The sequence below is a fragment of the Rhodococcus sp. C-2 genome, assembly GCF_027854095.1.
Taxonomy (GTDB): domain Bacteria; phylum Actinomycetota; class Actinomycetes; order Mycobacteriales; family Mycobacteriaceae; genus Rhodococcus_F; species Rhodococcus_F qingshengii.
In genome coordinates this window covers 529,750-550,429 of the sequence record NZ_JAQGFI010000001.1, presented here as the reverse complement: position 1 = coordinate 550,429, position 20,680 = coordinate 529,750, and the positions used below count along the sequence as shown (strand labels likewise).

Annotated in this window: 21 protein-coding genes; 15 read left to right on the top strand and 6 right to left on the bottom strand. The window is 62.7% G+C overall.

Features of this window, described 5'->3' with window-relative positions:
• The first annotated feature begins 54 nt into the window (after positions 1-54).
• The 6 genes from PCS43_RS02420 (at position 55) to recX (ending at position 5,564) form a co-directional block, all read left to right on the top strand.
• Positions 55-693 (top strand): TetR/AcrR family transcriptional regulator, encoded by a 639-nt coding sequence (locus tag PCS43_RS02420; RefSeq protein WP_003942216.1) that lies wholly within the window; start codon positions 55-57, stop codon positions 691-693.
• A gap of 2 nt (positions 694-695) precedes the next feature.
• On the top strand, positions 696-2,231 hold the full coding sequence (locus PCS43_RS02415; RefSeq protein WP_209908388.1) for a glycerol-3-phosphate dehydrogenase/oxidase: 1,536 nt from the start codon (positions 696-698) through the stop codon (positions 2,229-2,231).
• A 12-nt stretch (positions 2,232-2,243) separates the two neighbouring features.
• Positions 2,244-3,407 (top strand): glycosyltransferase, encoded by a 1,164-nt coding sequence (locus tag PCS43_RS02410; RefSeq protein WP_209908390.1) that lies wholly within the window; start codon positions 2,244-2,246, stop codon positions 3,405-3,407.
• 52 nt (positions 3,408-3,459) lie between these two features.
• A complete protein-coding gene (locus PCS43_RS02405) occupies positions 3,460-3,654 on the top strand; it encodes a DUF3046 domain-containing protein (protein ID WP_003942185.1) in 195 nt (64 codons plus the stop codon).
• 288 nt (positions 3,655-3,942) lie between these two features.
• Positions 3,943-4,980 carry a recombinase RecA gene (gene recA, locus PCS43_RS02400; RefSeq protein ID WP_007735170.1) on the top strand — a complete coding sequence of 346 codons (1,038 nt, stop codon included), beginning with the start codon at positions 3,943-3,945 and terminating at the stop codon, positions 4,978-4,980.
• Between the two features lie 8 nt (positions 4,981-4,988).
• Positions 4,989-5,564: a recombination regulator RecX gene (gene recX, locus PCS43_RS02395; RefSeq protein WP_209908392.1), complete on the top strand. Its 576-nt coding sequence runs from the start codon at positions 4,989-4,991 to the stop codon at positions 5,562-5,564.
• Positions 5,565-5,680: 116 nt separating this feature from the next.
• On the opposite strand, the gene PCS43_RS02390 is transcribed toward recX, so the two are convergent.
• From PCS43_RS02390 to gluA, 4 genes are all read right to left on the bottom strand, one after another.
• Positions 5,681-6,577: an amino acid ABC transporter permease gene (locus tag PCS43_RS02390; RefSeq protein WP_042450676.1), complete on the bottom strand. Its 897-nt coding sequence runs from the start codon at positions 6,575-6,577 to the stop codon at positions 5,681-5,683.
• Complete coding sequence (locus PCS43_RS02385; RefSeq protein ID WP_030535554.1) at positions 6,574-7,254, bottom strand: amino acid ABC transporter permease; 681 nt, start codon at positions 7,252-7,254, stop codon at positions 6,574-6,576. The genes PCS43_RS02390 and PCS43_RS02385 overlap by 4 nt, the downstream gene beginning before the upstream one ends.
• A gap of 100 nt (positions 7,255-7,354) precedes the next feature.
• The gene (locus PCS43_RS02380) at positions 7,355-8,191 is read right to left on the bottom strand and encodes a glutamate ABC transporter substrate-binding protein (protein ID WP_030535553.1); all 837 of its coding nucleotides are present in this window, start codon (positions 8,189-8,191) and stop codon (positions 7,355-7,357) included.
• A gap of 126 nt (positions 8,192-8,317) precedes the next feature.
• Complete coding sequence (gene gluA, locus PCS43_RS02375; RefSeq protein ID WP_007735175.1) at positions 8,318-9,046, bottom strand: glutamate ABC transporter ATP-binding protein GluA; 729 nt, start codon at positions 9,044-9,046, stop codon at positions 8,318-8,320.
• 231 nt (positions 9,047-9,277) lie between these two features.
• On the opposite strand from gluA, the gene miaB reads away from it, so the two are divergent.
• Entirely contained in the window at positions 9,278-10,825 is a 1,548-nt protein-coding gene (gene miaB, locus PCS43_RS02370) for a tRNA (N6-isopentenyl adenosine(37)-C2)-methylthiotransferase MiaB (RefSeq protein WP_209911589.1), read from the top strand.
• Complete coding sequence (locus tag PCS43_RS02365; RefSeq protein ID WP_003942155.1) at positions 10,822-11,412, top strand: Rv2732c family membrane protein; 591 nt, start codon at positions 10,822-10,824, stop codon at positions 11,410-11,412. The genes miaB and PCS43_RS02365 overlap by 4 nt, the downstream gene beginning before the upstream one ends.
• 94 nt (positions 11,413-11,506) lie before the next feature.
• Here PCS43_RS02365 and PCS43_RS02360 read toward each other — a convergent pair whose 3' ends face one another.
• The gene (locus PCS43_RS02360; RefSeq protein ID WP_003942193.1) at positions 11,507-12,892 is read right to left on the bottom strand and encodes a DUF349 domain-containing protein; all 1,386 of its coding nucleotides are present in this window, start codon (positions 12,890-12,892) and stop codon (positions 11,507-11,509) included.
• 139 nt (positions 12,893-13,031) lie between these two features.
• Between PCS43_RS02360 and PCS43_RS02355 the strand changes: the two genes are divergently transcribed.
• The 7 genes from PCS43_RS02355 (at position 13,032) to PCS43_RS02325 (ending at position 20,331) form a co-directional block, all read left to right on the top strand.
• On the top strand, positions 13,032-13,793 hold the full coding sequence (locus tag PCS43_RS02355) for a class III extradiol dioxygenase subunit B-like domain-containing protein (RefSeq protein ID WP_209908394.1): 762 nt from the start codon (positions 13,032-13,034) through the stop codon (positions 13,791-13,793).
• Positions 13,781-14,716 carry a tRNA (adenosine(37)-N6)-dimethylallyltransferase MiaA gene (gene miaA, locus PCS43_RS02350; protein ID WP_063316518.1) on the top strand — a complete coding sequence of 312 codons (936 nt, stop codon included), beginning with the start codon at positions 13,781-13,783 and terminating at the stop codon, positions 14,714-14,716. The genes PCS43_RS02355 and miaA overlap by 13 nt, the downstream gene beginning before the upstream one ends.
• An 84-nt stretch (positions 14,717-14,800) precedes the next feature.
• Positions 14,801-15,472, top strand: coding sequence for a class F sortase (locus PCS43_RS02345; RefSeq protein ID WP_065352412.1), 672 nt, complete (start codon positions 14,801-14,803; stop codon positions 15,470-15,472).
• Between the two features lie 32 nt (positions 15,473-15,504).
• On the top strand, positions 15,505-16,374 hold the full coding sequence (dapF, locus tag PCS43_RS02340; RefSeq protein WP_209908395.1) for a diaminopimelate epimerase: 870 nt from the start codon (positions 15,505-15,507) through the stop codon (positions 16,372-16,374).
• 75 nt (positions 16,375-16,449) lie between these two features.
• Entirely contained in the window at positions 16,450-17,925 is a 1,476-nt protein-coding gene (gene hflX / locus PCS43_RS02335) for a GTPase HflX (RefSeq protein WP_003942213.1), read from the top strand.
• A gap of 10 nt (positions 17,926-17,935) precedes the next feature.
• Positions 17,936-18,925 (top strand): hypothetical protein, encoded by a 990-nt coding sequence (locus tag PCS43_RS02330; RefSeq protein WP_270922991.1) that lies wholly within the window; start codon positions 17,936-17,938, stop codon positions 18,923-18,925.
• A 56-nt stretch (positions 18,926-18,981) separates the two neighbouring features.
• Positions 18,982-20,331 carry an alpha/beta hydrolase gene (locus tag PCS43_RS02325; RefSeq protein WP_245361435.1) on the top strand — a complete coding sequence of 450 codons (1,350 nt, stop codon included), beginning with the start codon at positions 18,982-18,984 and terminating at the stop codon, positions 20,329-20,331.
• A gap of 39 nt (positions 20,332-20,370) precedes the next feature.
• Here the strand turns inward: PCS43_RS02325 and PCS43_RS02320 are convergent, their stop codons facing one another.
• Positions 20,371-20,628, bottom strand: coding sequence for an HPr family phosphocarrier protein (locus PCS43_RS02320; protein ID WP_003942144.1), 258 nt, complete (start codon positions 20,626-20,628; stop codon positions 20,371-20,373).
• Positions 20,629-20,680: the final 52 nt, after the last annotated feature.

Here is a 20,680-nt window from a genome sequence, read left to right as displayed (position 1 = left end):
ATCGCAAGTCCCGACGGGATTACCGGTGACTTGTCCGGTATTGTGTTACACACGATGGTAATCCGTAACGCAGATGACTCAATTGCCCCTCGCAAGGCAGATGGTCAGCGCATCCCCAGCCGCGAGATCGACGACGTGATTCTCGACGCAGCAAGGTCGTGTGTCCTCGATTTCGGAATGCAGCGAACCACACTTGCCGAGATCTCGCGTCGCGCCGGCGTGAGCCGACCGACGGTCTACCGGCGATGGCCGGACACGCGAGCTGTCGTCGCGGACCTGCTCACCCGGGAGATCCGATCGGTGCTGCCCGAGGTGACCTTCAACGGGTCTGCCGGCACGTTGCTCGTGGAGGCGATCGGTGACGTCGTCGGCCAGATTCGCGACCATCCGCTCTTCGTGAAAATTCGGCAAGCCGATCAAGAATTGCTGACGACCTACATCGTGGACCGGCTCGGCGCGAGCCAGAAGTCGATTCTCGAGCTGATCACATCCGTTGTCGCGGCCGGCCAACAGGATGGTTCGATTCGCGAGGGAAGCGTCAACGAGATCGCGGCGATGGTTCTACTGATGGCTCAGTCCGTCGTCATTTCTGCGCCGACTCTCGAGCCGGAGCTTTCCTCCGATGCGTCGGTCGAGCAACTTCGATATGCGGTCGCTGCTTATCTGGCACCCGTCAAGAATTCGGGAGAATAGCTGTGAGCCCCCTAGATTCAGCAGGCAGCGATTCAGCGCTCAACGCACAACGGCGTACTCGTGAACTCGAGCAGTTGGCGAACGGCGATTCGGTCGACGTCCTGGTGATCGGCGGCGGAATCACCGGTGTCGGTGTCGCTCTCGACGCCGTGACTCGTGGGCTCAGTGTTGCGCTGGTCGAAAAGCACGACCTCGCGTTCGGCACCAGCCGCTGGAGTTCGAAACTCGCACACGGCGGCCTTCGGTACCTGGCTTCCGGCAATGTCGGTATAGCGCGTGAAAGTGCGGTCGAGCGCGGCATCCTCATGACGCGCACCGCGCCGCACCTCGTTCGCGCCATGCCTCAACTCGTACCGCTGTTGCCCGAAACGTCGTTCTTCGGGAAGGCCCTGGTGCGTACCGGTTTCCTGGCCGGTGACGCTCTGCGCATGTCGGCGCGAACCCCGGCTTCGGTGCTGCCCAGATCACGGACGGTCAGCGCTGCGCGGGCGCGCGAATTGGCTCCCGCGGTCAAGCAGGAGAACCTACGAGGCGCCTTGACCGCGTTCGACGGGCAGCTCATCGACGACGCTCGCCTCGTCGTCGGTATCGCCAGAACCGCAGCGTCGCACGGCGCGCGAATCCTGACCCGCGTCGGTGCATACGACGTATCCGGAACGTCGGCCACCTTGCGCGACGAGTTGACCGGATCCGAGTTCTTGATGCGTGCCCGCGTCGTGGTCAATGCGACCGGTGTCTGGGCTGATCAAGTCGACTCCAGCATCACCCTGCGCCCCAGCCGCGGGACGCACCTGGTGCTCGATGCAGCGCGATTGGGGAACCCCACGGCAGCACTGACCGTGCCGATTCCCGGCGAGACCAACCGTTTCGTCTTCGCCCTGCCCGCCCAGCTCGGCCGGATCTACCTCGGGTTGACTGACGAAGCAGCGCCGGGACCGGTGCCTGACGTACCGACGGCGTCCGAGGACGAGATCGGCTTCCTGCTCGACACCGTGAACACGGCGTTGGAAGCTCCGCTGACCCGTGGGGACGTCTTGGGGACCTTCGCGGGTCTGCGTCCGCTGCTGGACACCGGTGAAGGCTCGACGGCCGACCTCTCGCGCAATCACGCTGTAGTCCGTTCGGACTCGGGCTTGGTCACGGTGGTAGGCGGAAAACTCACGACGTACCGCAAGATGGCCGAAGACGCCGTCGACGCTGCGGTCGAGGTCGGGTCGCTGAGCGCCGGGGCATGTCGGACACGCGCGTTGCCGCTGGTAGGCGCTGCATCACCGGCGGAATTGAAGAAGATCAAGGCACCCGCGTCATTGGTGGCGCGATACGGCACCGAGGCCGAGGTCGTTGCCGCGGCGAGCGGCGATCGTCTCCGGTCGGTTGCGGACTTGGAGATCTGCGGTGCCGAGTTCGATTTCGCGGTGTCGCATGAAGGCGCCCTCGACGTCGACGACGTCCTCGATCGCAGGACGAGAATCGGATTGGTGGCTTCGGATCGCGAACGCGCACTGGGTGCGGCGGAACAGGCCTTTCACTCGGTGTGACACTCTGATCCGGTGCGTGTAGCCGTTGTTGCCGGGCCGGACCCGGGTCATGCTTTTCCCGCAATAGCGTTGTCGCTGGCGTTGATCCAGGCCGGCGACGAACCGATCCTGTACACGGGGACCCGGTGGGTCGAGACAGCGCGAGCAGCCGGCGTGGAAGCCGAGCCGCTCAAGGGCTTGGCCCCGCGGCCGGGAGACGACGATCTTGATGCAGGTGCTCGGATTCATTCGCGCGCCGCCTATATTTCCACCGAACTGCTTCCCGACCTGAAGTCCGTCTCCCCGGATCTCGTCGTTTCCGACATCCTCACTGCCGGAGGCGGATTGGCCGCCGAAAGACTTGGCATCCCCTGGGTGGAACTCTCGCCTCACCCGCTGTACTCACCTTCACGGGGGTTGCCGCCGATCGGCAGTGGGCTCGCGCCCGGCGTCGGAATTCGTGGTCGACTCCGCGATACCCTGATGCGCGCAGCGACGGGACGTTCGATCAAGCAAGGGTTGGCCCAGCGATCCCAGGCCCGTGTCGGTGTCGGACTGCCCGCTCTGGATCCCGGTCCGCAAGCGCGGCTGATCGCAACACTTCCGGCACTCGAAGTGCCTCGCCCCGACTGGCCGGAGCGCGCTCACGTCGTCGGACCGCTTCTGTGGGAGCCGACCGAAGTCATTCTGGATCCACCGCCAGGTGACGAACCGCTGGTTATGGTGGCGCCCTCCACGGCGCACACCGGCGCAGTGGGAATGTTCGAGGGCACCGTCGAAGGACTCGGCGGAGCCGGTGTGCGGCTGATCGCGTCGATGCTCGACGGGGCTGAAGGTGAGCATCCCGATTGGGTTCGTGCAGGTCTCGGACGCCAGGACGCGATGCTGCGTGACGCGTCGGTATTGGTATGCGGCGGCGGGCACGGCATGTTGGCGAAGGCCCTGCTGGCCGGCGTGCCGACGGTCGTCGTTCCCGGGGGCGGGGACCAGTGGGAGTTGGCCAATCGCGCTGCGCGGGCAGGCACGTCGGTGATCGTGCGGCCCGCAGATGCTCAGTCGATTCGCGATGCGGTACTGCAGGTGCTCTCCGACGGACGATTCGCGGAAGCTGCGAAGTCTGCTGCCGCGACTGCGTCGCAGGTCATCGATCCAGTGGCGGTGTGCCGACAGGTGGTCAACGGTGGTGTGACGGCGTGAGCACGTTGCGCCTGAATGCAGGTGCACCGCTCTGTGGACTACGGTGGCGGCTGTGCGGTTGACCGAATTTCATGAAATGGTGCGCGAAGAGTTCGGGCAGGTACGAGGCGACTCGATGCTGATCGACCATGTACTCCAGAGTCTCGACGGAATGACTGCCGCGGAGGCCGTCGAAGCAGGCTGGGAGCCTCGCGAGGTGTGGCGTGCGCTCTGTGTGGAGTTCGACGTACCACCCGCCCGCCGCTGATTCTTCGGCGTGTCGAACGTCTCCCATCTTCTGTTCGAACACGTGTTCGTCTATGCTGAACCTGTTCGGTGGTGACGCTCCTTTGGTAACTGCGAACTTTCGATGTTCTACAAACGCGGTGACCTACAAACGCGGTGATCGACAAGCGCTAAAGCAAGATCGAAAAGTCTGTCGGTGGCCGGATCTACTCTGATCGCAACACACCAACAGGGTCGGCTCAGGCAGGCGCTGAAGAGACGGAGTCTGCTCAGGCAGGCACTGAAGACTGAAACAAGGATGGGGATCACGATGGCACCACAGGCACCTGATCGGGACAAGGCACTCGACCTCGCGTTGGCGCAGATCGACAAGAACTTCGGCAAGGGTTCGGTGATGCGCCTGGGTGAGGGTGTCCGCCAGCCCATCGCCGTCATTCCCACCGGTTCCATCGCGCTCGACGTCGCGCTGGGTATCGGCGGACTGCCGCGTGGCCGCGTCATCGAGATCTACGGCCCGGAATCTTCGGGTAAGACCACCGTGGCACTGCACGCAGTTGCCAATGCTCAGGCCAACGGCGGCATCGCGGCGTTCATCGACGCGGAGCACGCACTCGATCCCGACTATGCAGCCAAGCTGGGCGTCGACACCGATGCACTCCTGGTCTCACAGCCGGACACGGGTGAGCAGGCCCTCGAAATCACCGACATGCTGATCCGTTCAGGCGCCCTCGACATCGTCGTGATCGACTCCGTGGCCGCTCTTGTTCCTCGCGCCGAGATCGAAGGCGAGATGGGTGACAGCCACGTCGGTTTGCAGGCTCGACTGATGAGTCAGGCGCTGCGCAAGATCACCGGTGCCATGAACAACTCGGGCACCACCGTCATCTTCATCAACCAGCTTCGCGAGAAGATCGGCGTGATGTTCGGTTCTCCCGAAACCACCACCGGTGGTAAGGCACTGAAGTTCTACGCTTCGGTCCGCCTCGACATCCGTCGTATCGAAACTCTCAAGGACGGTACCGACGCAGTGGGTAACCGCACTCGCGTCAAGGTCGTCAAGAACAAGGTCGCGCCGCCGTTCAAGCAGGCCGAGTTCGATATTCTCTACGGCCAGGGCATCAGCAAGGAAGGCTCGCTCATCGACATGGGTGTCGAGCACGGGTTCATCCGCAAGTCCGGCTCCTGGTACACCTACGAAGGTGACCAGTTGGGTCAGGGCAAGGAAAATGCTCGTAAGTTCTTGCTGGAGAACACCGATATCCGCGACGAGATCGAGAAGAAGATCAAGGAAAAGCTCGGTATCGGTGCTGACGTCACTGCAACCGACGAAGCTCCCGCCGACTTCTGAGTTCAGTCATGAGCTTCGACGACGGTGACAACGGCGAGAATGCTCGTGAAGAGTACGGCGCTCCTCGGCGTCGATCCCGTCAACGATCCGAGAAGCCGTCGCAACGCGCAGAAGGTGGGACGGAGGCGCAGGCCAAAGATGCTTGCCTGCGCCTCCTGACCGACCGGGCGCGCAGCCGCTCCGAACTGGAAACCAAGCTGAGCGGACGCGGCTTCGAACCCGAGATCATTACCAAGGTCCTCGATCGACTCCAGGAAATCGGGTTGATCGACGACGCAGACTTCGCGAACCAGTGGGTTCATTCGCGGCATACGTACTCGGGCAAGGGAAAGCGTGCGCTTGCAGTCGAGTTGCGGCTCAAAGGAATCGACCAGGACACCGCTTCCGAAGCGTTGTCACAGATCGATCCGGAAGATGAACGCGAGCGAGCAGCGGAGCTGGTTCGGCGGAAGCTGAAGAACAAGCCCGTCGATGATCGCGACAAGGTCACGCGTCGACTGGTCTCGATGCTGGCACGCAAGGGATATTCAGCGGGGATGTCCTACGAGGTGGTCAAAGCCGAGATGGCGGCTGCAGAGCTGTAGGTAACCAGACCGTAGGCAAAAAGTACCGTAGGCATCGAATACCAAGAGCGGGGTGTGTCACCGGATTCGGTGACACACCCCGCTCCTCGTGTCAGTGGAACAGCAGGTCGATCAGCTCACGGCTTGGTCAGGTCCATACCCGGTACCGAAACGGCAGCGTCGCCAACCGGAGCCGCGACGGGGCCCTTGCCCTTTCGCTTCCCGGACCGCAGGCGCTTCTCCACCTTGGTTGCCAGGTACGTGAGTGAGGAGTTCAGGATAATCATGATGACCGCAGCCACCATGAGTGCCGGAAGGTAGTTCTGAAATGCAGCGCCCAATTGCGTGGACTGCCGAACAAGTTCGGTGTAGCCGATGATGTAGCCCAGCGCTGAATCCTTGAGTGCAACAACCATTTGCGATATCAGTGCGGGGAGCATGGTTGTGACCGCCTGGGGTAGCAAGATCGTCACCATGATTTGAGATTTGCGCATGCCGAGAGCTTTGGCGGCTTCGCTTTGTCCACGGGGGAGTGAGTTGATTCCCGAGCGAACAATTTCCGCGATCACCGATCCGTTGTAGAGCGTCAAACTCACCACGACGGCGGAGAGTGCCAAGTAGTCGAGCTTGACAATTTTGTACTCGGCAAAAACCGCATACATGAAGATGATCAGCAGCAGTACGGGAATTGCGCGGAACAACTCCACGATGACACCACTGACAACGCGTACTGCGCGGTGATCGGACAATCTGCCGATGCCGAGAATTGCGCCGAGGATCAGTGCAAGCACGATGGATAGTGCCGCCGCGATCAAGGTGCCTTTGATGCCGGGAAGCAGATAGGTCGTCCAGACGTCCGCCTGTAGGAAGGGATCCCATTTGGCCGATGTCAACTGCCCTTTGTCGTCGAGCGCGCGATACACGACAAACGCAATGGCGAGGGCGAGGACGGCTACGACAACCGACGCGAATCGGTACAGTGCCCGGGCCTTCGGGCCTGGCGCGTCGTAAAGAACAGTTGCTTGTTTGGTCATCGTGCGACCTCGAATTTCTTGGCGAGCTTGCCGAAGAGCAATCCCGTCGGCAGCGTCAAGATGACAAAGCCGACGGCGAAGATTCCTGCGGTCAAGAAGAGTGCGGCTTCGTTTTCGAGAATCTCCTTCATCAATTTCGATGCCTCGGACACGCCGATGACGGCGGCGACGGTGGAGTTCTTGGTCAGAGCGATGAGGACGCTACCGAGCGGTGCGATCACGGCGCGAAATGCCTGAGGAAGAACGATGAGTCGGAGGTTCTGGAGGAAGGTCAGCCCTAGGGATCGTCCTGCTTCTGCCTGTCCCGCATGGACGGTGTTGATTCCGGCGCGGATCGACTCGCACACGAACGACGCGGTGTAGACGCTAAGTCCAAGGATCGCCAAACGGAAGTTGTTGTCGATCACGAAGGTTGACGAACTGGTTGATGCCAGACTGATGTCGAGAGTTTGGTACAGACCGAACACACAGAAGAGCAGAATCAGGGTGAGCGGCGTATTGCGGAAGACAGTGACGTAGGCGGCGCCGAGGAATCGGGCCACGGGTACGGGTGACACCCGCATGGCGGCAATAATCACTCCGAGGATCAATGCGCCGATCGCCGAGAAGATCGTGAGCTGGATAGTGGTCCAGAACGCTTCGAGTATCTGGCTTCCGTAATCGTCGATTATTTTCACTTACGGTCTCCCCAGTTCATGGGTCGTTGTTGAAAGTGCTTGCCCAGGTGGGATTTCCGAATACGGAAATCCCACCTGGAATGGCTACTGCTCAGTTGGATCAGTATCGGTCGACGGTGGGCGGAGCGGGCATCGTGTAACCGGACGGTCCGACCGTCTCGTTGAATGCTTCGGCCCACGCACCGGAAGAGATCATCTTCTCGATGGCATCGTTGACCTTGCCGCGACCTTCGGAATCGTCCTTCGCCAAGCCGATGCCGTAATTCTCCGTGGTGAACGGCTCACCGGCGATACGGAATGCGCCGGGGGACTGAGCCGCGTAGCCGGCAAGAATGATGTCGTCGGTGGTGACTGCGTCAACCTTGCCATTGCGTAGCGCCTCGACGCACGCCGAGTAGGTGTCGAACTCCTGGAGCTGGACGTCCTTGGCGTAGGTGTCCTTGACCTTCTGTGCGGGAGTGGAACCAGCCACCGAGCAGAGAATCTTGCCGCCGTTCAGAGATTCGGGGCCGGTGATGTCGGTATTGTCCGCGTTGACGAGCAGCGACTGGCCGGCGACGAAATACGGTCCGGCGAATCCGACCTTCTCCTTGCGAGCGTCCGTGATGGAGTACGTGGCGACGATGTAATCGACCTCACCGTTCTGGATCAACGTCTCGCGCTGGGCGGACGGTGATTCCTTGAACGTGATGTTCTCCGGTTTCACGCCCAGCTCGTTTGCGACGTACTTCGCGACCTCGACGTCGAAACCTGTGTACGTGCCGTCCGAATTGCGCAAGCCGAGTCCTGGCTGGTCGAACTTGATGCCGACGGTGAGCTTGCCGTCAGCAGCGTTCTCACTGATCGATTTGCTCTCCTCGCCGCCACCACAAGCCGTGGCAGCGAACGCGATAGCCATGATTCCGATTCCGAAACGGACGGAGCGATTGATCTTCATGAAGATCCTCTCAGTTGTCGACATGCAAACGGTGCAGTCGAGATGAACGGTGCAGCCGAGGTGAACGGTGCAGTCGAGCAAGTTGTCTTGTGGACGAGGACAGGACTGTCGGAGGGGAGACTGTAATCAGTGCGTGAGGATCTTGCCGAGGAAGTCCTTGGCCCGATCCGACTTGGGATGGGTGAAGAACTCTTCGGGCGTGGTGTCTTCGACGACCTGGCCGTCAGCCATGAACAGCACACGATCGCCGGCTTTGCGCGCGAAGCCCATCTCGTGCGTGACCACGAGCATGGTCATGCCTTCCTTCGCGAGGGAGGTCATGACGTCGAGGACTTCGTTGACCATCTCGGGGTCGAGAGCGGAGGTGGGCTCGTCGAACAACATCACCTTCGGCTGCATCGCAAGAGCGCGAGCAATGGCGACACGCTGTTGCTGACCGCCGGAAAGCTGCGCCGGGTACTTGTCGGCCTGATTGGCGATACCGACACGTTCGAGCAACGCCTGCGCGGTCTTCTTGGCTTCGTCCTTTTTTGCCTTGCGGACCTTCATCGGTGCGAGCATGACGTTCTCGAGGATCGTCTTGTGCGCGAACAGGTTGAAAGACTGAAAGACCATCCCGACGTCGGCACGAAGTGCGGCAAGTGCTTTGCCCTCTTCGGGGAGCGTCTTTCCGTCGACGGCGATGGTGCCGGAGTCGATGGGTTCGAGGCGATTGATGGTGCGGCACAGAGTCGACTTACCGGAGCCCGACGGACCGAGGACGATCACCACTTGGCCCTTGGGTACCTCGAGATTGACCTCTTGCAGGACGTGAAGTTCCCCGAAGTGTTTGTTCACCGAGGTCATCGAAATCATGGATGTGGAATCGCCGGAGGTGGTCGGCGTCGTCGCATCGTCGGCTTGGGTCATAAACGAGAACCTTAGGCGTAGTTTGCGTCGACGCCCGTGATTTCGCCATGGTTCTTGCCATATGTAATGGAAATTTTACTGTGACGACGTTTATGTCGCGTTTCGGTTGTTTATCAGGGCGTTATTACACGTCGTAGTGGACGTGAGCTAGGCTGAAGCGTGTCACTGATCGACGAAATGTCCCCTGCACTTCCGGAGCCGACTGCAGTTCCGGAGGCAACTGCTACGCCTGTTCGCACCTACGAGGTGCGGACGTACGGCTGTCAGATGAACGTCCACGATTCCGAGCGACTGTCCGGTCTGCTCGAGGACGCCGGGTATTCGAAGGCGGAGACCGGAACCGATCCTGATCTTGTCGTCTTCAATACGTGTGCGGTCCGCGAGAACGCGGACAACAAGTTGTACGGCAACCTCAGCCAGCTCGCCCCGAACAAGGAGGCGAACCCCGACATGCAGATCGCGGTCGGTGGGTGCCTGGCGCAGAAGGATCGTGACACCGTCGTCAAGAAGGCACCGTTCGTCGATGTCGTCTTCGGCACTCACAACATCGGCTCGCTTCCCGCGCTGCTCGACCGTGCGCGTCACAATCAGCGCGCCGAGGTCGAAATCCTCGACGCACTCGAGGCGTTTCCGTCGACACTGCCAGCCAAGCGCGAATCTGCTTATGCAGGTTGGGTTTCCATCTCGGTGGGCTGCAACAACACGTGCACGTTCTGCATCGTTCCGGCCCTGCGTGGCAAGGAAGTGGATCGACGTCCCGGCGACATCCTGGCCGAGGTGCAGGCACTCGTCGACGAGGGTGTCTCGGAAGTGACCCTGCTGGGACAGAACGTCAACGCCTACGGCGTGTCGTTCGCCGATCCGGAGCAACCGCGCGATCGCGGAGCCTTCGCCTCCCTCTTGAAGGCGTGTGGACACATCGACGGCCTCGAACGGGTCAGGTTCACATCGCCGCACCCGGCAGAGTTCACCGATGACGTCATCGAAGCGATGGCAACCACTCCCAACGTCTGCCCGCAGCTGCACATGCCGTTGCAGTCCGGTTCGGACAACGTTCTCAAGGCGATGAAGCGCTCGTATCGCAAGTCGAAGTACCTCGGGATCATCGAGAAGGTGCGCGCCGCAATGCCGCACGCCGCCATCACCACGGACATCATCGTCGGGTTCCCGGGGGAGACGGAAGAGGATTTCCAGGAGACGCTGGACGTCGTGCGTAAGGCGCGATTCTCCAACGCCTACACCTTCCAGTACTCCAAGCGCCCGGGCACGCCGGCGGCGGAGATGGCCGATCAACTCCCCAAAGAGGTTGTCCAGGAACGCTACATGCGATTGCTCGCGGTTCAGGAAGAAGTGAACATCGAGGAAAATCGCAAGCTCGTCGGCACCGAGGTCGAACTCTTGGTGGCAGCGGGGGAGGGGCGGAAGAACGCGGCGACTCACCGTCTCAGTGGTCGCGCGCGAGACGGCCGCCTGGTGCATTTCCGCCCCGAGGGAAACCTCGACGGCACAATCCGACCCGGTGACGTGGTGACGGTCGTCGTCACCCACGGAGCCCCTCATCACCTCGTGGCAGATGACGGAGTGCTCACGCACCGTCGGACCCGCGCCGGTGATTCGTTCGAAAAGGGCATCACACCCAAGACCCCGCCCATCGGCGTAGGTCTCGGACTACCGAAGATCGGTGCCCCGGCCCCACAACCCGTCCAGATGGGATGCAACGCATGACCTCGCAACACGAGAACACGACACCACAGCCGGGCGACGACGCCTTCGAGGGCTACCGCAAGGATCTCGACGACGCGGAACGCAAGGTCGCGGGAGAAATCGATCCGGGTGTGCGCGCCATGGTTGTCGCGGTTGCGGTGCTCGTGCTGGTCGGCACCCTTGCCCTGCCCCATGCGGGAGTTGCGAACGGCTGGGATGTGCTCGCGTACAACCAGGACGCGGAAACCGAACGGATTGCACTGTTCTCACGCTTGTTCGTGTGGTTCGTCGTCATCTTCGGCATCGGATTCTCGATGCTCGCGCTGGTCACGCGGCGTTGGAGTCTGGCCTGGGTCGCACTCGCCGGCAGTGCCGTGGCGAGCGCTCTCGGCATGATGGCCGTCTGGTCGCGTCAGACCATTCCCGCCGGTTTCAATGTGGCAGGACCGTCGATCGGGCTGATCATCGGATGGTTTGCCGTCGTGTTCTTGACGTTCCATTGGCTCAAGGTGGTCTGGACACGAACCAACATTCAGCTCGCTGCCGAGGAGCAACGCCGGATTGCTGCGGCCGAAGCCGAGAAGCATCAGGAATGGAACGTCGGCTGACACAGCAGGCAGTCCGTCCAAAGCACAAGACAACGCCGGCTGACTCCTTTCGGAGTCAGCCGGCGTTTTTGTTGTCTTTACAGCTCGTCGTCGATTACTCGTTGACGGCGCTTTCGGCAGCTTCGGCCCACTCACGCCACTGCTTGGCCTGAGCGAGAGCCTTCTCGGCGTCCTTCGTCTTGCCGGCAGCCTGAGCCTTGGCGGCCTGCTCCTCGAACTGGCTCACCCGCTCCTTGAACTGCGCGACCCGGGCAAGTGCTTCCGGATCGGTGCGACGCCACTCGGCGTCGACCGCGTCGCGCACCTTGGTTTCGATGGCCCGGAGCTTCGCTTCGAGTTCCTGCATTCGGTCGCGCGGCACCTTGCCGATCGCGTCCCACTTCTCCTGCAGGTCGCGAAGCGCTGCACGAGCATTCTCGAGTCCGTGCGCCGGGTCGATGTTCGCGTTCGCAGCGAGCAGCTCTTCCTTCGCGACTGCGTTCTGCTCGAATTCGGCGTCGCGCTCGGATGCAGCAGCGTTGCGCGCGGCGAAGAACACGTCCTGAGCGCCCTTGAAGCGCTTCCACAGGTTGTCGTCGGCCTCGCGCGGTGCGCGGCCGGCAGCCTTCCACTCGCTGAGCAGATCGCGGAATTCCCCGGCGGTCTGTCCCCATTCAGTGGAGGTCGACAGCTTCTCGGCGCGCTCGACCAGTTCTTCCTTCGTCGAACGGGCGCTCGCACGATCCCGGTCGAGTTCGGCGAAGTGCGCTCCACGTCGTCGGTTGAAGGACTCGCGAGCCTTGGAGTACCGCTTCCACAGCGCGTCGTCGACCTTGCGGTCGATTCCGCGAATCGTCTTCCACTCGTCGAGAATCTCGCGCAGTCGATCACCCGCGGTCTTCCACTGGGTCGACTCCGAGCCGATCTGCTCGGCCTCGACTGCGAGGGCCTCCTTGCGGGCGGTGCTTGCCGCGCGCGACTGTTCCTTCTCTTCCTTCGCGTGCGCTGCGGCCTCGTCGGAACCGGCAACGATCACGTCGAGTCGGCGAGCCAAAGCGTCGAGGTCACCGATCACTGCAGCGGTCGAGAGGGATTCGGACAGAGCGATGGCGGCAGCCTTGGTCTTCTTGGCGTCTCCGGCGCCCGACGTCAGTCGCGCCTCGAGTAGCGAGACCTCGGTCGCGAGGTCGTCGTAGCGACGACCGAAATGGGCGAGGCCCTCGGTGGCGTCGCCGGCCTGCCACGAACCGATCTGACGTTCACCGTCAGCGGTCTTCACCCAGGCGGTTCCGTCTTCCTCGACGCGTCCGAACTTGCTCGGGTCGCTGGCCGGTGCGGCGGTGACGGCATGCGAGGCTGCTGGTCCGGGGCGAGGTGCTCCGGGGCGGGGCGCACCGGGGCGTGGTCCACCAGGTTTGGGAGCGCCGGGTTTGGGTGCTGCCGGGCTCGGGCTGGCCGAACTGCTGTCGGCGCCGGTGGTGGGTTCACTGTTCTCGGTCATCGGTCCTCGTCTCTGCCGCGCGTCACGGCTGCCTGATCGCATTCCTGGTTCCATTGAACCCGGTACTCACGTTCTCCGACTATTGAATCAGGTAAGAGGGTGTGAGGTCGCCACCTCGGGGTCGACTAGCGTGGCAACTGTGTTGACTTCCGCTGTTCTCGTCCCCTCGGCGCCGTTACTCGTGCCGGAATTGTCCGGTGATTCGGCCGAGTCCGCTCAGGTGCGTGCTGCAGCGACAACCGCCGTGAGCCGGCTCGCTCACGAGGCGGTGCACTGGGTGGGCGTCGGTGTCGGCCCCGAGAATGCAGAACCCGAGAAAGCAGCAGGCGAACTCTGGCGATCGGGCGTCGGACGTGGGCAGATCGGTACGTTCGCTGGATTCGGCGCCGATGTCCGGACGTCACTGGACGCGGATGCGGCAGGCGAACCGGTGCCATCTCTCGAACTGTGCGCCCTTGTTGCCGGCTGGTTGCGTGGCCGAACAGACGTGGAGATAACCGTCGACATGCACGTCGTCAGTGCAAAGGCGTCGGCGAATGAATGTCGTGAATTCGGGCAGCAGCTGCGCAAGCAACTCGACAGCGACAACCGACCGCAAGGGCTTCTGATCGTTGCTGACGGTGCGTCCACGCTGACGGCAAAGGCGCCAGGAAGCTTCGACGAGCGCGCCGCGGGTGTGCAGTCGGCCATCGACGACGCCCTGACGGCCGGGGACCCGGAGGCGCTGCTTGCTCTCGATCCGCGGCTCTGCCGGAGTGTCGGAGCCCAGGGGCGCGCGGCGTGGCAGGTCCTGGCCGGTGCCTTTACGGGCTCGTCTCGGTCAGCCCATCCTCGCGCGACGGCCGACTACAGCGATGCGCCGTTCGGCGTCGGTTACCACGTCGGGACGTGGCGGCCGTGAACGTCCCTGAAGAACTTCGCCCGATCGCAGTTGTCGGTCCGACAGCGTCGGGAAAGTCCGATCTCGCGCTGGCACTGGCCGAGGAATTCGGCGGTGAAATCATCAACATCGACGCGATGCAGCTCTATCGCGGCATGGATATCGGGACCGCCAAACTGACGCCGGCCGAGCGTCGCGGGATTCCGCATCACCTGCTCGACGTTCTCGACGTGAAGGAGACCGCCACCGTCGCGCGTTATCAAAGCGACGCGATCGCGATCGCCGAGAATCTGATCGTGGCGGGCAAGGTTCCGGTGATCGTCGGCGGATCCATGATGTACGTCCAGTCTCTACTCGACGAATGGTCCTTTCCGGCAACGGATCCCGAAGTTCGTGCGAAGTGGGAGGCAGTGCTGGCCGACGGTGGGGTCGGTGCGGTGCATACGGCGCTTGTTGCTGCTGATCCGGTAGCAGCGGCGTCGATACTGCCGACGGACGGTCGGCGGATGGTTCGGGCGCTCGAGGTCGTCGAGCTGACAGGTCTGCCGTTCGCGGCCTCGGCGCCGCAGATCGGTGACCCTCGATGGGGAACCCGCATTCTCGGCGTGGATCGGGATACGGAAGAACTCGACGCCCGGATTCGGTTGCGAACCGAGCTGATGTTTTCAGGCGGACTTGTCGACGAAGTCGCCGTACTCGTCGAGCAAGGATTGCGTGAGGGCGTCACAGCGCCGCGAGCCATCGGCTACGCACAGGTGCTCGCACATTTCGACGGTGAATACGATCTGGCCGAAGCACTCGAACGGACGTTCATCGGGACGCGGCGCTACGTTCGCCGCCAACGATCATGGTTCCGTCGTGACGCACGCGTGCACTGGCTCGACGGTGCCGATCCGGAGCTGGCTCGCTCGGCCTTCGCTGCCCTTGCATATCGCGGCCTGTAACACGATCGCCCCGATCAGCTATCTTACAGTTAGCTCTTTCGCGATCCATTCGTTTCGCGATCGACGGACTGGAGGACAACGAACATGGCGCAGACCGGGACACACGCGCGACCGAGAGGCCGACGCGCGGGTCGGCTGCCGCTTCTCCTACTGCTCGTCACATTTCTCGCGGTCGGCGGGGTGCTCGTCTATTTTGCGGTGAGTGCGGCCGGGAAGCCCATCAGCGCACCTGTTCCCGAAGCACCCTTCGACGTGGGAGCTCCAACCGATCCAGGGGCGACGTGGGCGCCTGCGCCAACGGATCTGCCGCCGAACACGCTCGCGATTCCCGATCTCGATGTGCGAGCCGACATCGTGACCAGTGGGTTCGGCGCCAACCGCGGAATGATCCTTCCGCATCCTGACAAGGTTTCGCATTTCACCAACGGTGTGCAGTTCGGATCTTCGGAGGGCACCAATCTTGTTGCCGGCCACGTCGACGACGGTGATCGCACGCACGGCGCCTTGTGGGCGCTGCACCAGATGAAGCCCGGAACACCGATCTACGTGAGCGACGACACCGGAACGATGTTCACCTATCACGCAGCGAGCCTGAAGCTGTACGAAAAGGTGGCTTTGCCGGCCGAGTTCTTTTCCGAAACGGGTGCGCCCAGGCTGGTCCTCGTGACCTGCGGCGGCGCAACCGTGCCCGACCCCTCGTTGCCGTCCGGCTTCACGTACGAACAGAACGTCGTGGTCACCGCGTCACCTGCGTGAGTCGGTCGGCAGGTCCGGATAGGATGGCGACCATGGATTTCAGTAAGGGCCACGGCACGCAGAACGACTTCGTTGTTCTCCCTGACCTCGACGTTCGGGTCGATCTCGAGCCGGCGCGAGTTTCAGCGTTGTGTGATCGTCAGCGTGGCCTCGGCGCCGACGGCATCCTTCGTGTCGCCCGGGCAGGCGCACTTGCGGACGCGGGCGTGCTCGGTGCGCTGCCCGACGGCGTCGCTGCCGAAGACTGGTTCATGGACTACCGCAACAGCGACGGCTCCATCGCCGAGATGTGCGGAAACGGCGTTCGCGTATTCGCCCACTATCTCAAGGCCTCGGGCTTGGAGAGCAAGGACGAGTTCGTGGTCGGCAGCCGCGCCGGAGCGCGTCCGGTCGTGGTGCACGGCTACGACGCCACACATGGTGACGTGACTGTGGCGATGGGCCCGATCAAGGACCTCGGCACCAGTTCGGCAACAATCGACGGCCGCGTCTTCGCCGGTGTCGGGATCGACGTCGGTAATCCGCATTTGGCGTGTGTCGACGAGCACGTGACGCCAGAAGTGTTGAGTTCGCTCGATTTGAGTGTTTCGCCGGGCTTCGATCCCGGGTTCTTCCCGCACGGCGTCAATATCGAGATCGTGACTCCGATCCACGACGGTGGGGTCCACATGCGCGTACACGAGCGCGGTGTGGGCGAGACTCGTTCCTGCGGAACCGGAACGGTCGCAGCTGCGGCCGCGGCGCTGAGGTACGACGGCCGCGATGAAGGCTCGGTACTGGTGCGCGTGCTCGGCGGCGAGGTACAGGTCACCGTCGAAGGCGGCAAAGGGTCGTTGCGGGGGCCCTCGGTTCTGGTGGCGAACGGGACGATCAGCGATGCCTGGTGGCAATCGCTCGTGTGATATCGCCCGCGGGAAATACGCCTGCAGGAAATACGGATGCACCGTGGCCAGGTTTCGTGGGACCATGGATCTTGTATGACGAACACACATGAAAACGAAGAGTCCACCGCTCACGAGCAGTCCGAGTACGCGCAAGCCGAATACACGGCAGCGTCCGCATCGGGCAACCCGTCGACCGGTGAGATGCAACTCGCAGATCGCGGCGCCCTGCGCCGCGTGGCCGGTCTGTCGACCGAGCTCGAGGACGTCACCGAAGTCGAGTACCGCCAGCTTCGACTCGAAAGAGTTGTCCTGGTCGGCGTCTGGACGCAGGGAACTGCCGAGCAGGCCGAGGCGAGCATGACCGAGTTGGCCGCACTTGCCGAGACGGCCGGCTCCGAGGTCCTCGAAGGACTGGTTCAGCGTCGCGACAAACCTGACGCTGCCACCTACATCGGTTCGGGCAAGGCGCAGGAACTGCGCGAAGTTGTGCTGGCGACCGGTGCCGACACCGTCGTCTGCGACGGTGAGCTGACGCCGGCGCAGCTCACGGCGCTGGAGAAGATCGTCAAGGTCAAGGTCATCGACCGGACAGCTCTGATTCTTGACATCTTTGCTCAGCACGCCACTTCGCGTGAGGGTAAGGCGCAGGTCGCTTTTGCTCAGATGGAGTACATGCTCCCGCGTCTGCGTGGTTGGGGCGAGTCGATGTCGCGCCAGGCCGGTGGCCGTGCCGGCAGTAACGGCGGTGTGGGTCTGCGTGGTCCCGGTGAAACGAAAATCGAGACGGACCGCCGTCGTATTCGTGAGCGCATGGCAAAACTACGCCGCGAGATCAAGGGCATGAAGGCCGCTCGCGACACCAAGCGCACACGTCGACTGCAGAGCGACATCCCGTCGATCGCCATCGTCGGATACACCAACGCGGGCAAATCGAGTCTGCTCAATTCGCTCACCGGATCGGGTGTGCTCGTGGAGAACGCGTTGTTCGCCACCTTGGACCCGACCACTCGCCGCGCAGCACTCGACGACGGCCGCGAGTACGTACTCACCGACACGGTCGGCTTCGTGCGACACCTGCCGACTCAGTTGGTCGAGGCATTCCGCTCGACTCTCGAGGAAGTAACCGACGCGGATCTGCTGCTGCACGTCGTCGACGGTTCGGATCCGTTGCCGACAGAACAGATCAAGGCTGTGCGGGAAGTCGTCACCGATGTTCTGCGCGAGACGGATTCGAAGGCTCCGCCGGAGTTGATCGTGGTCAACAAGATCGACGCGGCAGATCCGGTTACGTTGACGCAACTGCGTGGTCTGTTGCCTGGTGCCGTGTTCGTCTCGGCGCGTACGGGTGAGGGAATCGCCGAACTAAGAGCACATCTCAGCGAGGTGCTGGTTCGGCCGGAGGTCGAGGTCGACGTGCTGGTGCCGTACACGCGCGGTGACTTGATGGCTCGAATCCACTCGGACGGAACGATTTTGGAATCGACTCACGAAGAGGCGGGAACGCGGGTGCACGCACGTGTGCCACAGATGTTGGCCTCGGCATTGGTCGAGTACGCACCTAGTGCGTAGTTTCGGGGCCGTGGTCGTGGTGATTGCTGCGACTACGGCAGCCGCACTGCTTCCCGGAGCGCTCGCACAGGCGTCGTCGTTCGAACCGAGCGAGTTCGCCCCACTCTGTACGCCTACCGATCCTGCGCTCCAGGAGTTGTCGGGGATGGTCGTCGTCGACGATCGGATCTACGCGATGGGCGACGGCGGCAGTGACGACTTCGTATTCGAAATGGACCTGAACTGTGTTGTCCAGAAACAGATTCCGGTCCCGATAGATCCTTACGACGTCGAAGATCTTGCGGTGAGTGGGCGAACGCTCGTTCTCTCGGACACCGGTGACAACCTCCGGACCCGCGAAACAGTGGCGTTCATCACGATGGACCTCGATTCCGGTGACGGTACGTTGCACCGCCTCACGTACCCGGACGGTGCGCACGACACCGAGTCGATACTGCTCGACCCCGACGGCCACGTTTTTGTCGTGACCAAGGAATTGTTCGGCGAGAGCAGTGTCTACACACCGGTCGGGGATCAGAAACTGAGTGACTTGGCGCAGCCCGGCCCGACGCCGCTCGAGCGCGTAGGAGCCGTGTCCCTCGGACCGGAGAAGCCCGTGTCGGTGATGTTCACCGGGGGAGCGGTGTCCTCGGACGGTTCGGCGATCGCACTTCGGAGTTACTCCGACCTGTACGTGTACGAAGTCGTGGACGGCGGAATCGGCGCGACGCTCACCGGTACCGAACCGCTGCGGATCCCGCTCCCGAAGGAGCCTCAGGGTGAGGCGGTGGCATTCAACGATGCAGGCGATGTTCTGATCGGTTCTGAATCTGCCGGCGGAGCGTTGCCGCCGGTGTACGTGATGCGAGCGCTCGTGGACGCGACAGAAGCGACGGCTGACTCGTCTGACGGTTCGGTCGGTGTCGGGGTCGATCCGTGGACATTCGTGTGGGCCGGGTTGGTCGCGGCAGGATGTGCGATCGGGGGCGCGGCGTTCGTGAGATTTCGACGACGCCGCTGATTCCCAAATAATTCCACGAATTCGCAGACCGACGGTAGATGTGGATACTGGAACGAATGCACGGGCATCAACTCCTGACGCGGCTCTCGCGTATGTCACTCGAGCACGGACACATCACCGCAGTGCTGCTCGTGGGTTCCGTCATCGTCGGCGTCGGCACGTTGCTTCTGCTTCGGTGGTTGCCGCGTCGGGCCGCGTTGGTTGCGCTAGGTCTGTCAGTGCTCGGATCAGCCACCGGTGCGACGTTCGTGTGGCTCAGCTTTCGGCCGCTGCCCGCGCAGCTACCGGCGTCGAATTTTGTCTGGATAGCGCTGGCGATGTTCGGAGTCATCGGCGCCGCACTCGTTCTCCTTCGGCGCCCAGGGCTTGCGCGTGGCCTTTCGGTGACGGCATTCGCCGGGCTGGCCGCGATCGTCGCAGTGGGTCAGGTCAACGCGCAGACCGGCACCTATCCCACGCTCGGCTCACTGGTCGGGCACTGGCCGGTGGGCTCGGTCGAGAACGTTGCCTTGGGCTCGGTCGAGAACGTTGCCTTCGATTCGCTCCCCGGGGCCGAACCTTGGGTACAACGGGGACTGCCCACCGAAACTCATTGGCAGGTTCCGGTGCGGATGCCGAGCAACGGTGTCGTGACGGAAGCGGCGATTCCAGGAAACGTTTCGGGATTCGACGCGAGGCCGGCGACGCTGTATCTCCCGCCGGCCTATCTTGCCGATCCGCGTGCCGAGTTGCCCGTACTGGTGTTGGTGGCGGGTGAGCCCGGCAGCCCCAGCGACTGGCTGGACAGTGGCCGGCTCGCGACCACCGTCGACGCCTATGCGTCGAGGCATTCCGGGCTTGCTCCCGTGGTGGTGGTGCCCGACGCGTTGGGGGACTACGACGCCAACCCCGGCTGCATGGATTCTGCGCTCGGCAACGTCGCGACGTATCTGGACCAGGACGTCCCGAACTGGATCGAATCGAACCTTCAAGTGAATCCGGACGCTGCGCAATGGGCTATCGGTGGGTTTTCGTACGGCGGGACATGCGCGATCGAGATGGCCGTGAACTTCCCGGACCGATACCCGTCGTTCCTGGACTTCTCCGGCCAGGACGAACCGTCGACCGGTGATCACGAGGACACTGTGGCTGCGATGTTCGACGGCGACGAAGACGCTTTCGACGCGGTCAACGCCCGAGACCTGATGGCGCAGAATCGGTATCCGCAGTTGTCGGGTGTATTTGTCGCGGGTGAGGACGACGACATCTACCGCCCTCAGCAGGAGATCATGTTCGAGGCTGCACGCGCCGCCGACATGAACGTGGACTACTACACCCTTCCCGGCGGGCACTCGGGTGATGTGTGGGGCACTGCTCTGGAACTCGAAATGGACTGGCTGGGCCGGACACTCGCACTGACTCCGTGAGAGTGTCCGGCCCGCTACACAGCACCGACTGACATCAGGTCAGGCGTCGAGATCAGCGGCTACCAGCTCGGCGACCTTGGCGAGTGCGTCGGCGTCGTCGGACTCGATGGTTACTTCGGTGTCCTTGGCGGCTCCGAGCGTCATGATCATCAGTGCCGAACCTGCATCCACGGGTTCGCCGTCGGCGACTGCGAGGGTGACCGTGGCGCCGGAGGCTCCGACTGCTTCGGCGATGAGAGCGGCGGGGCGGGCGTGGAGGCCGACTGCGGAACCGACGGCAACTGTCTTGCTGGGCATGGGATCTCCTCGTTGTAGAACTGTCGTTGCGGACGTTATGGGGTGTTCGGGC

What these genes read in the sequence shown, in the direction of transcription:
- PCS43_RS02420 (WP_003942216.1), top strand. Translation starts at nt 55, where the DNA reads ATGGTAATCCGTAACGCAGATGACTCAATTGCCCCTCGCAAGGCAGAT.
- recA (WP_007735170.1), top strand. Translation starts at nt 3,943, where the DNA reads ATGGCACCACAGGCACCTGATCGGGACAAGGCACTCGACCTCGCGTTG.
- recX (WP_209908392.1), top strand. Translation starts at nt 4,989, where the DNA reads ATGAGCTTCGACGACGGTGACAACGGCGAGAATGCTCGTGAAGAGTAC.
- PCS43_RS02390 (WP_042450676.1), bottom strand. Translation starts at nt 6,577, where the DNA reads ATGACCAAACAAGCAACTGTTCTTTACGACGCGCCAGGCCCGAAGGCC.
- PCS43_RS02380 (WP_030535553.1), bottom strand. Translation starts at nt 8,191, where the DNA reads ATGAAGATCAATCGCTCCGTCCGTTTCGGAATCGGAATCATGGCTATC.
- gluA (WP_007735175.1), bottom strand. Translation starts at nt 9,046, where the DNA reads ATGATTTCGATGACCTCGGTGAACAAACACTTCGGGGAACTTCACGTC.
- miaB (WP_209911589.1), top strand. Translation starts at nt 9,278, where the DNA reads ATGTCCCCTGCACTTCCGGAGCCGACTGCAGTTCCGGAGGCAACTGCT.
- PCS43_RS02365 (WP_003942155.1), top strand. Translation starts at nt 10,822, where the DNA reads ATGACCTCGCAACACGAGAACACGACACCACAGCCGGGCGACGACGCC.
- PCS43_RS02360 (WP_003942193.1), bottom strand. Translation starts at nt 12,892, where the DNA reads ATGACCGAGAACAGTGAACCCACCACCGGCGCCGACAGCAGTTCGGCC.
- PCS43_RS02345 (WP_065352412.1), top strand. Translation starts at nt 14,801, where the DNA reads ATGGCGCAGACCGGGACACACGCGCGACCGAGAGGCCGACGCGCGGGT.
- dapF (WP_209908395.1), top strand. Translation starts at nt 15,505, where the DNA reads ATGGATTTCAGTAAGGGCCACGGCACGCAGAACGACTTCGTTGTTCTC.
- hflX (WP_003942213.1), top strand. Translation starts at nt 16,450, where the DNA reads ATGACGAACACACATGAAAACGAAGAGTCCACCGCTCACGAGCAGTCC.
- PCS43_RS02325 (WP_245361435.1), top strand. Translation starts at nt 18,982, where the DNA reads ATGCACGGGCATCAACTCCTGACGCGGCTCTCGCGTATGTCACTCGAG.
- PCS43_RS02320 (WP_003942144.1), bottom strand. Translation starts at nt 20,628, where the DNA reads ATGCCCAGCAAGACAGTTGCCGTCGGTTCCGCAGTCGGCCTCCACGCC.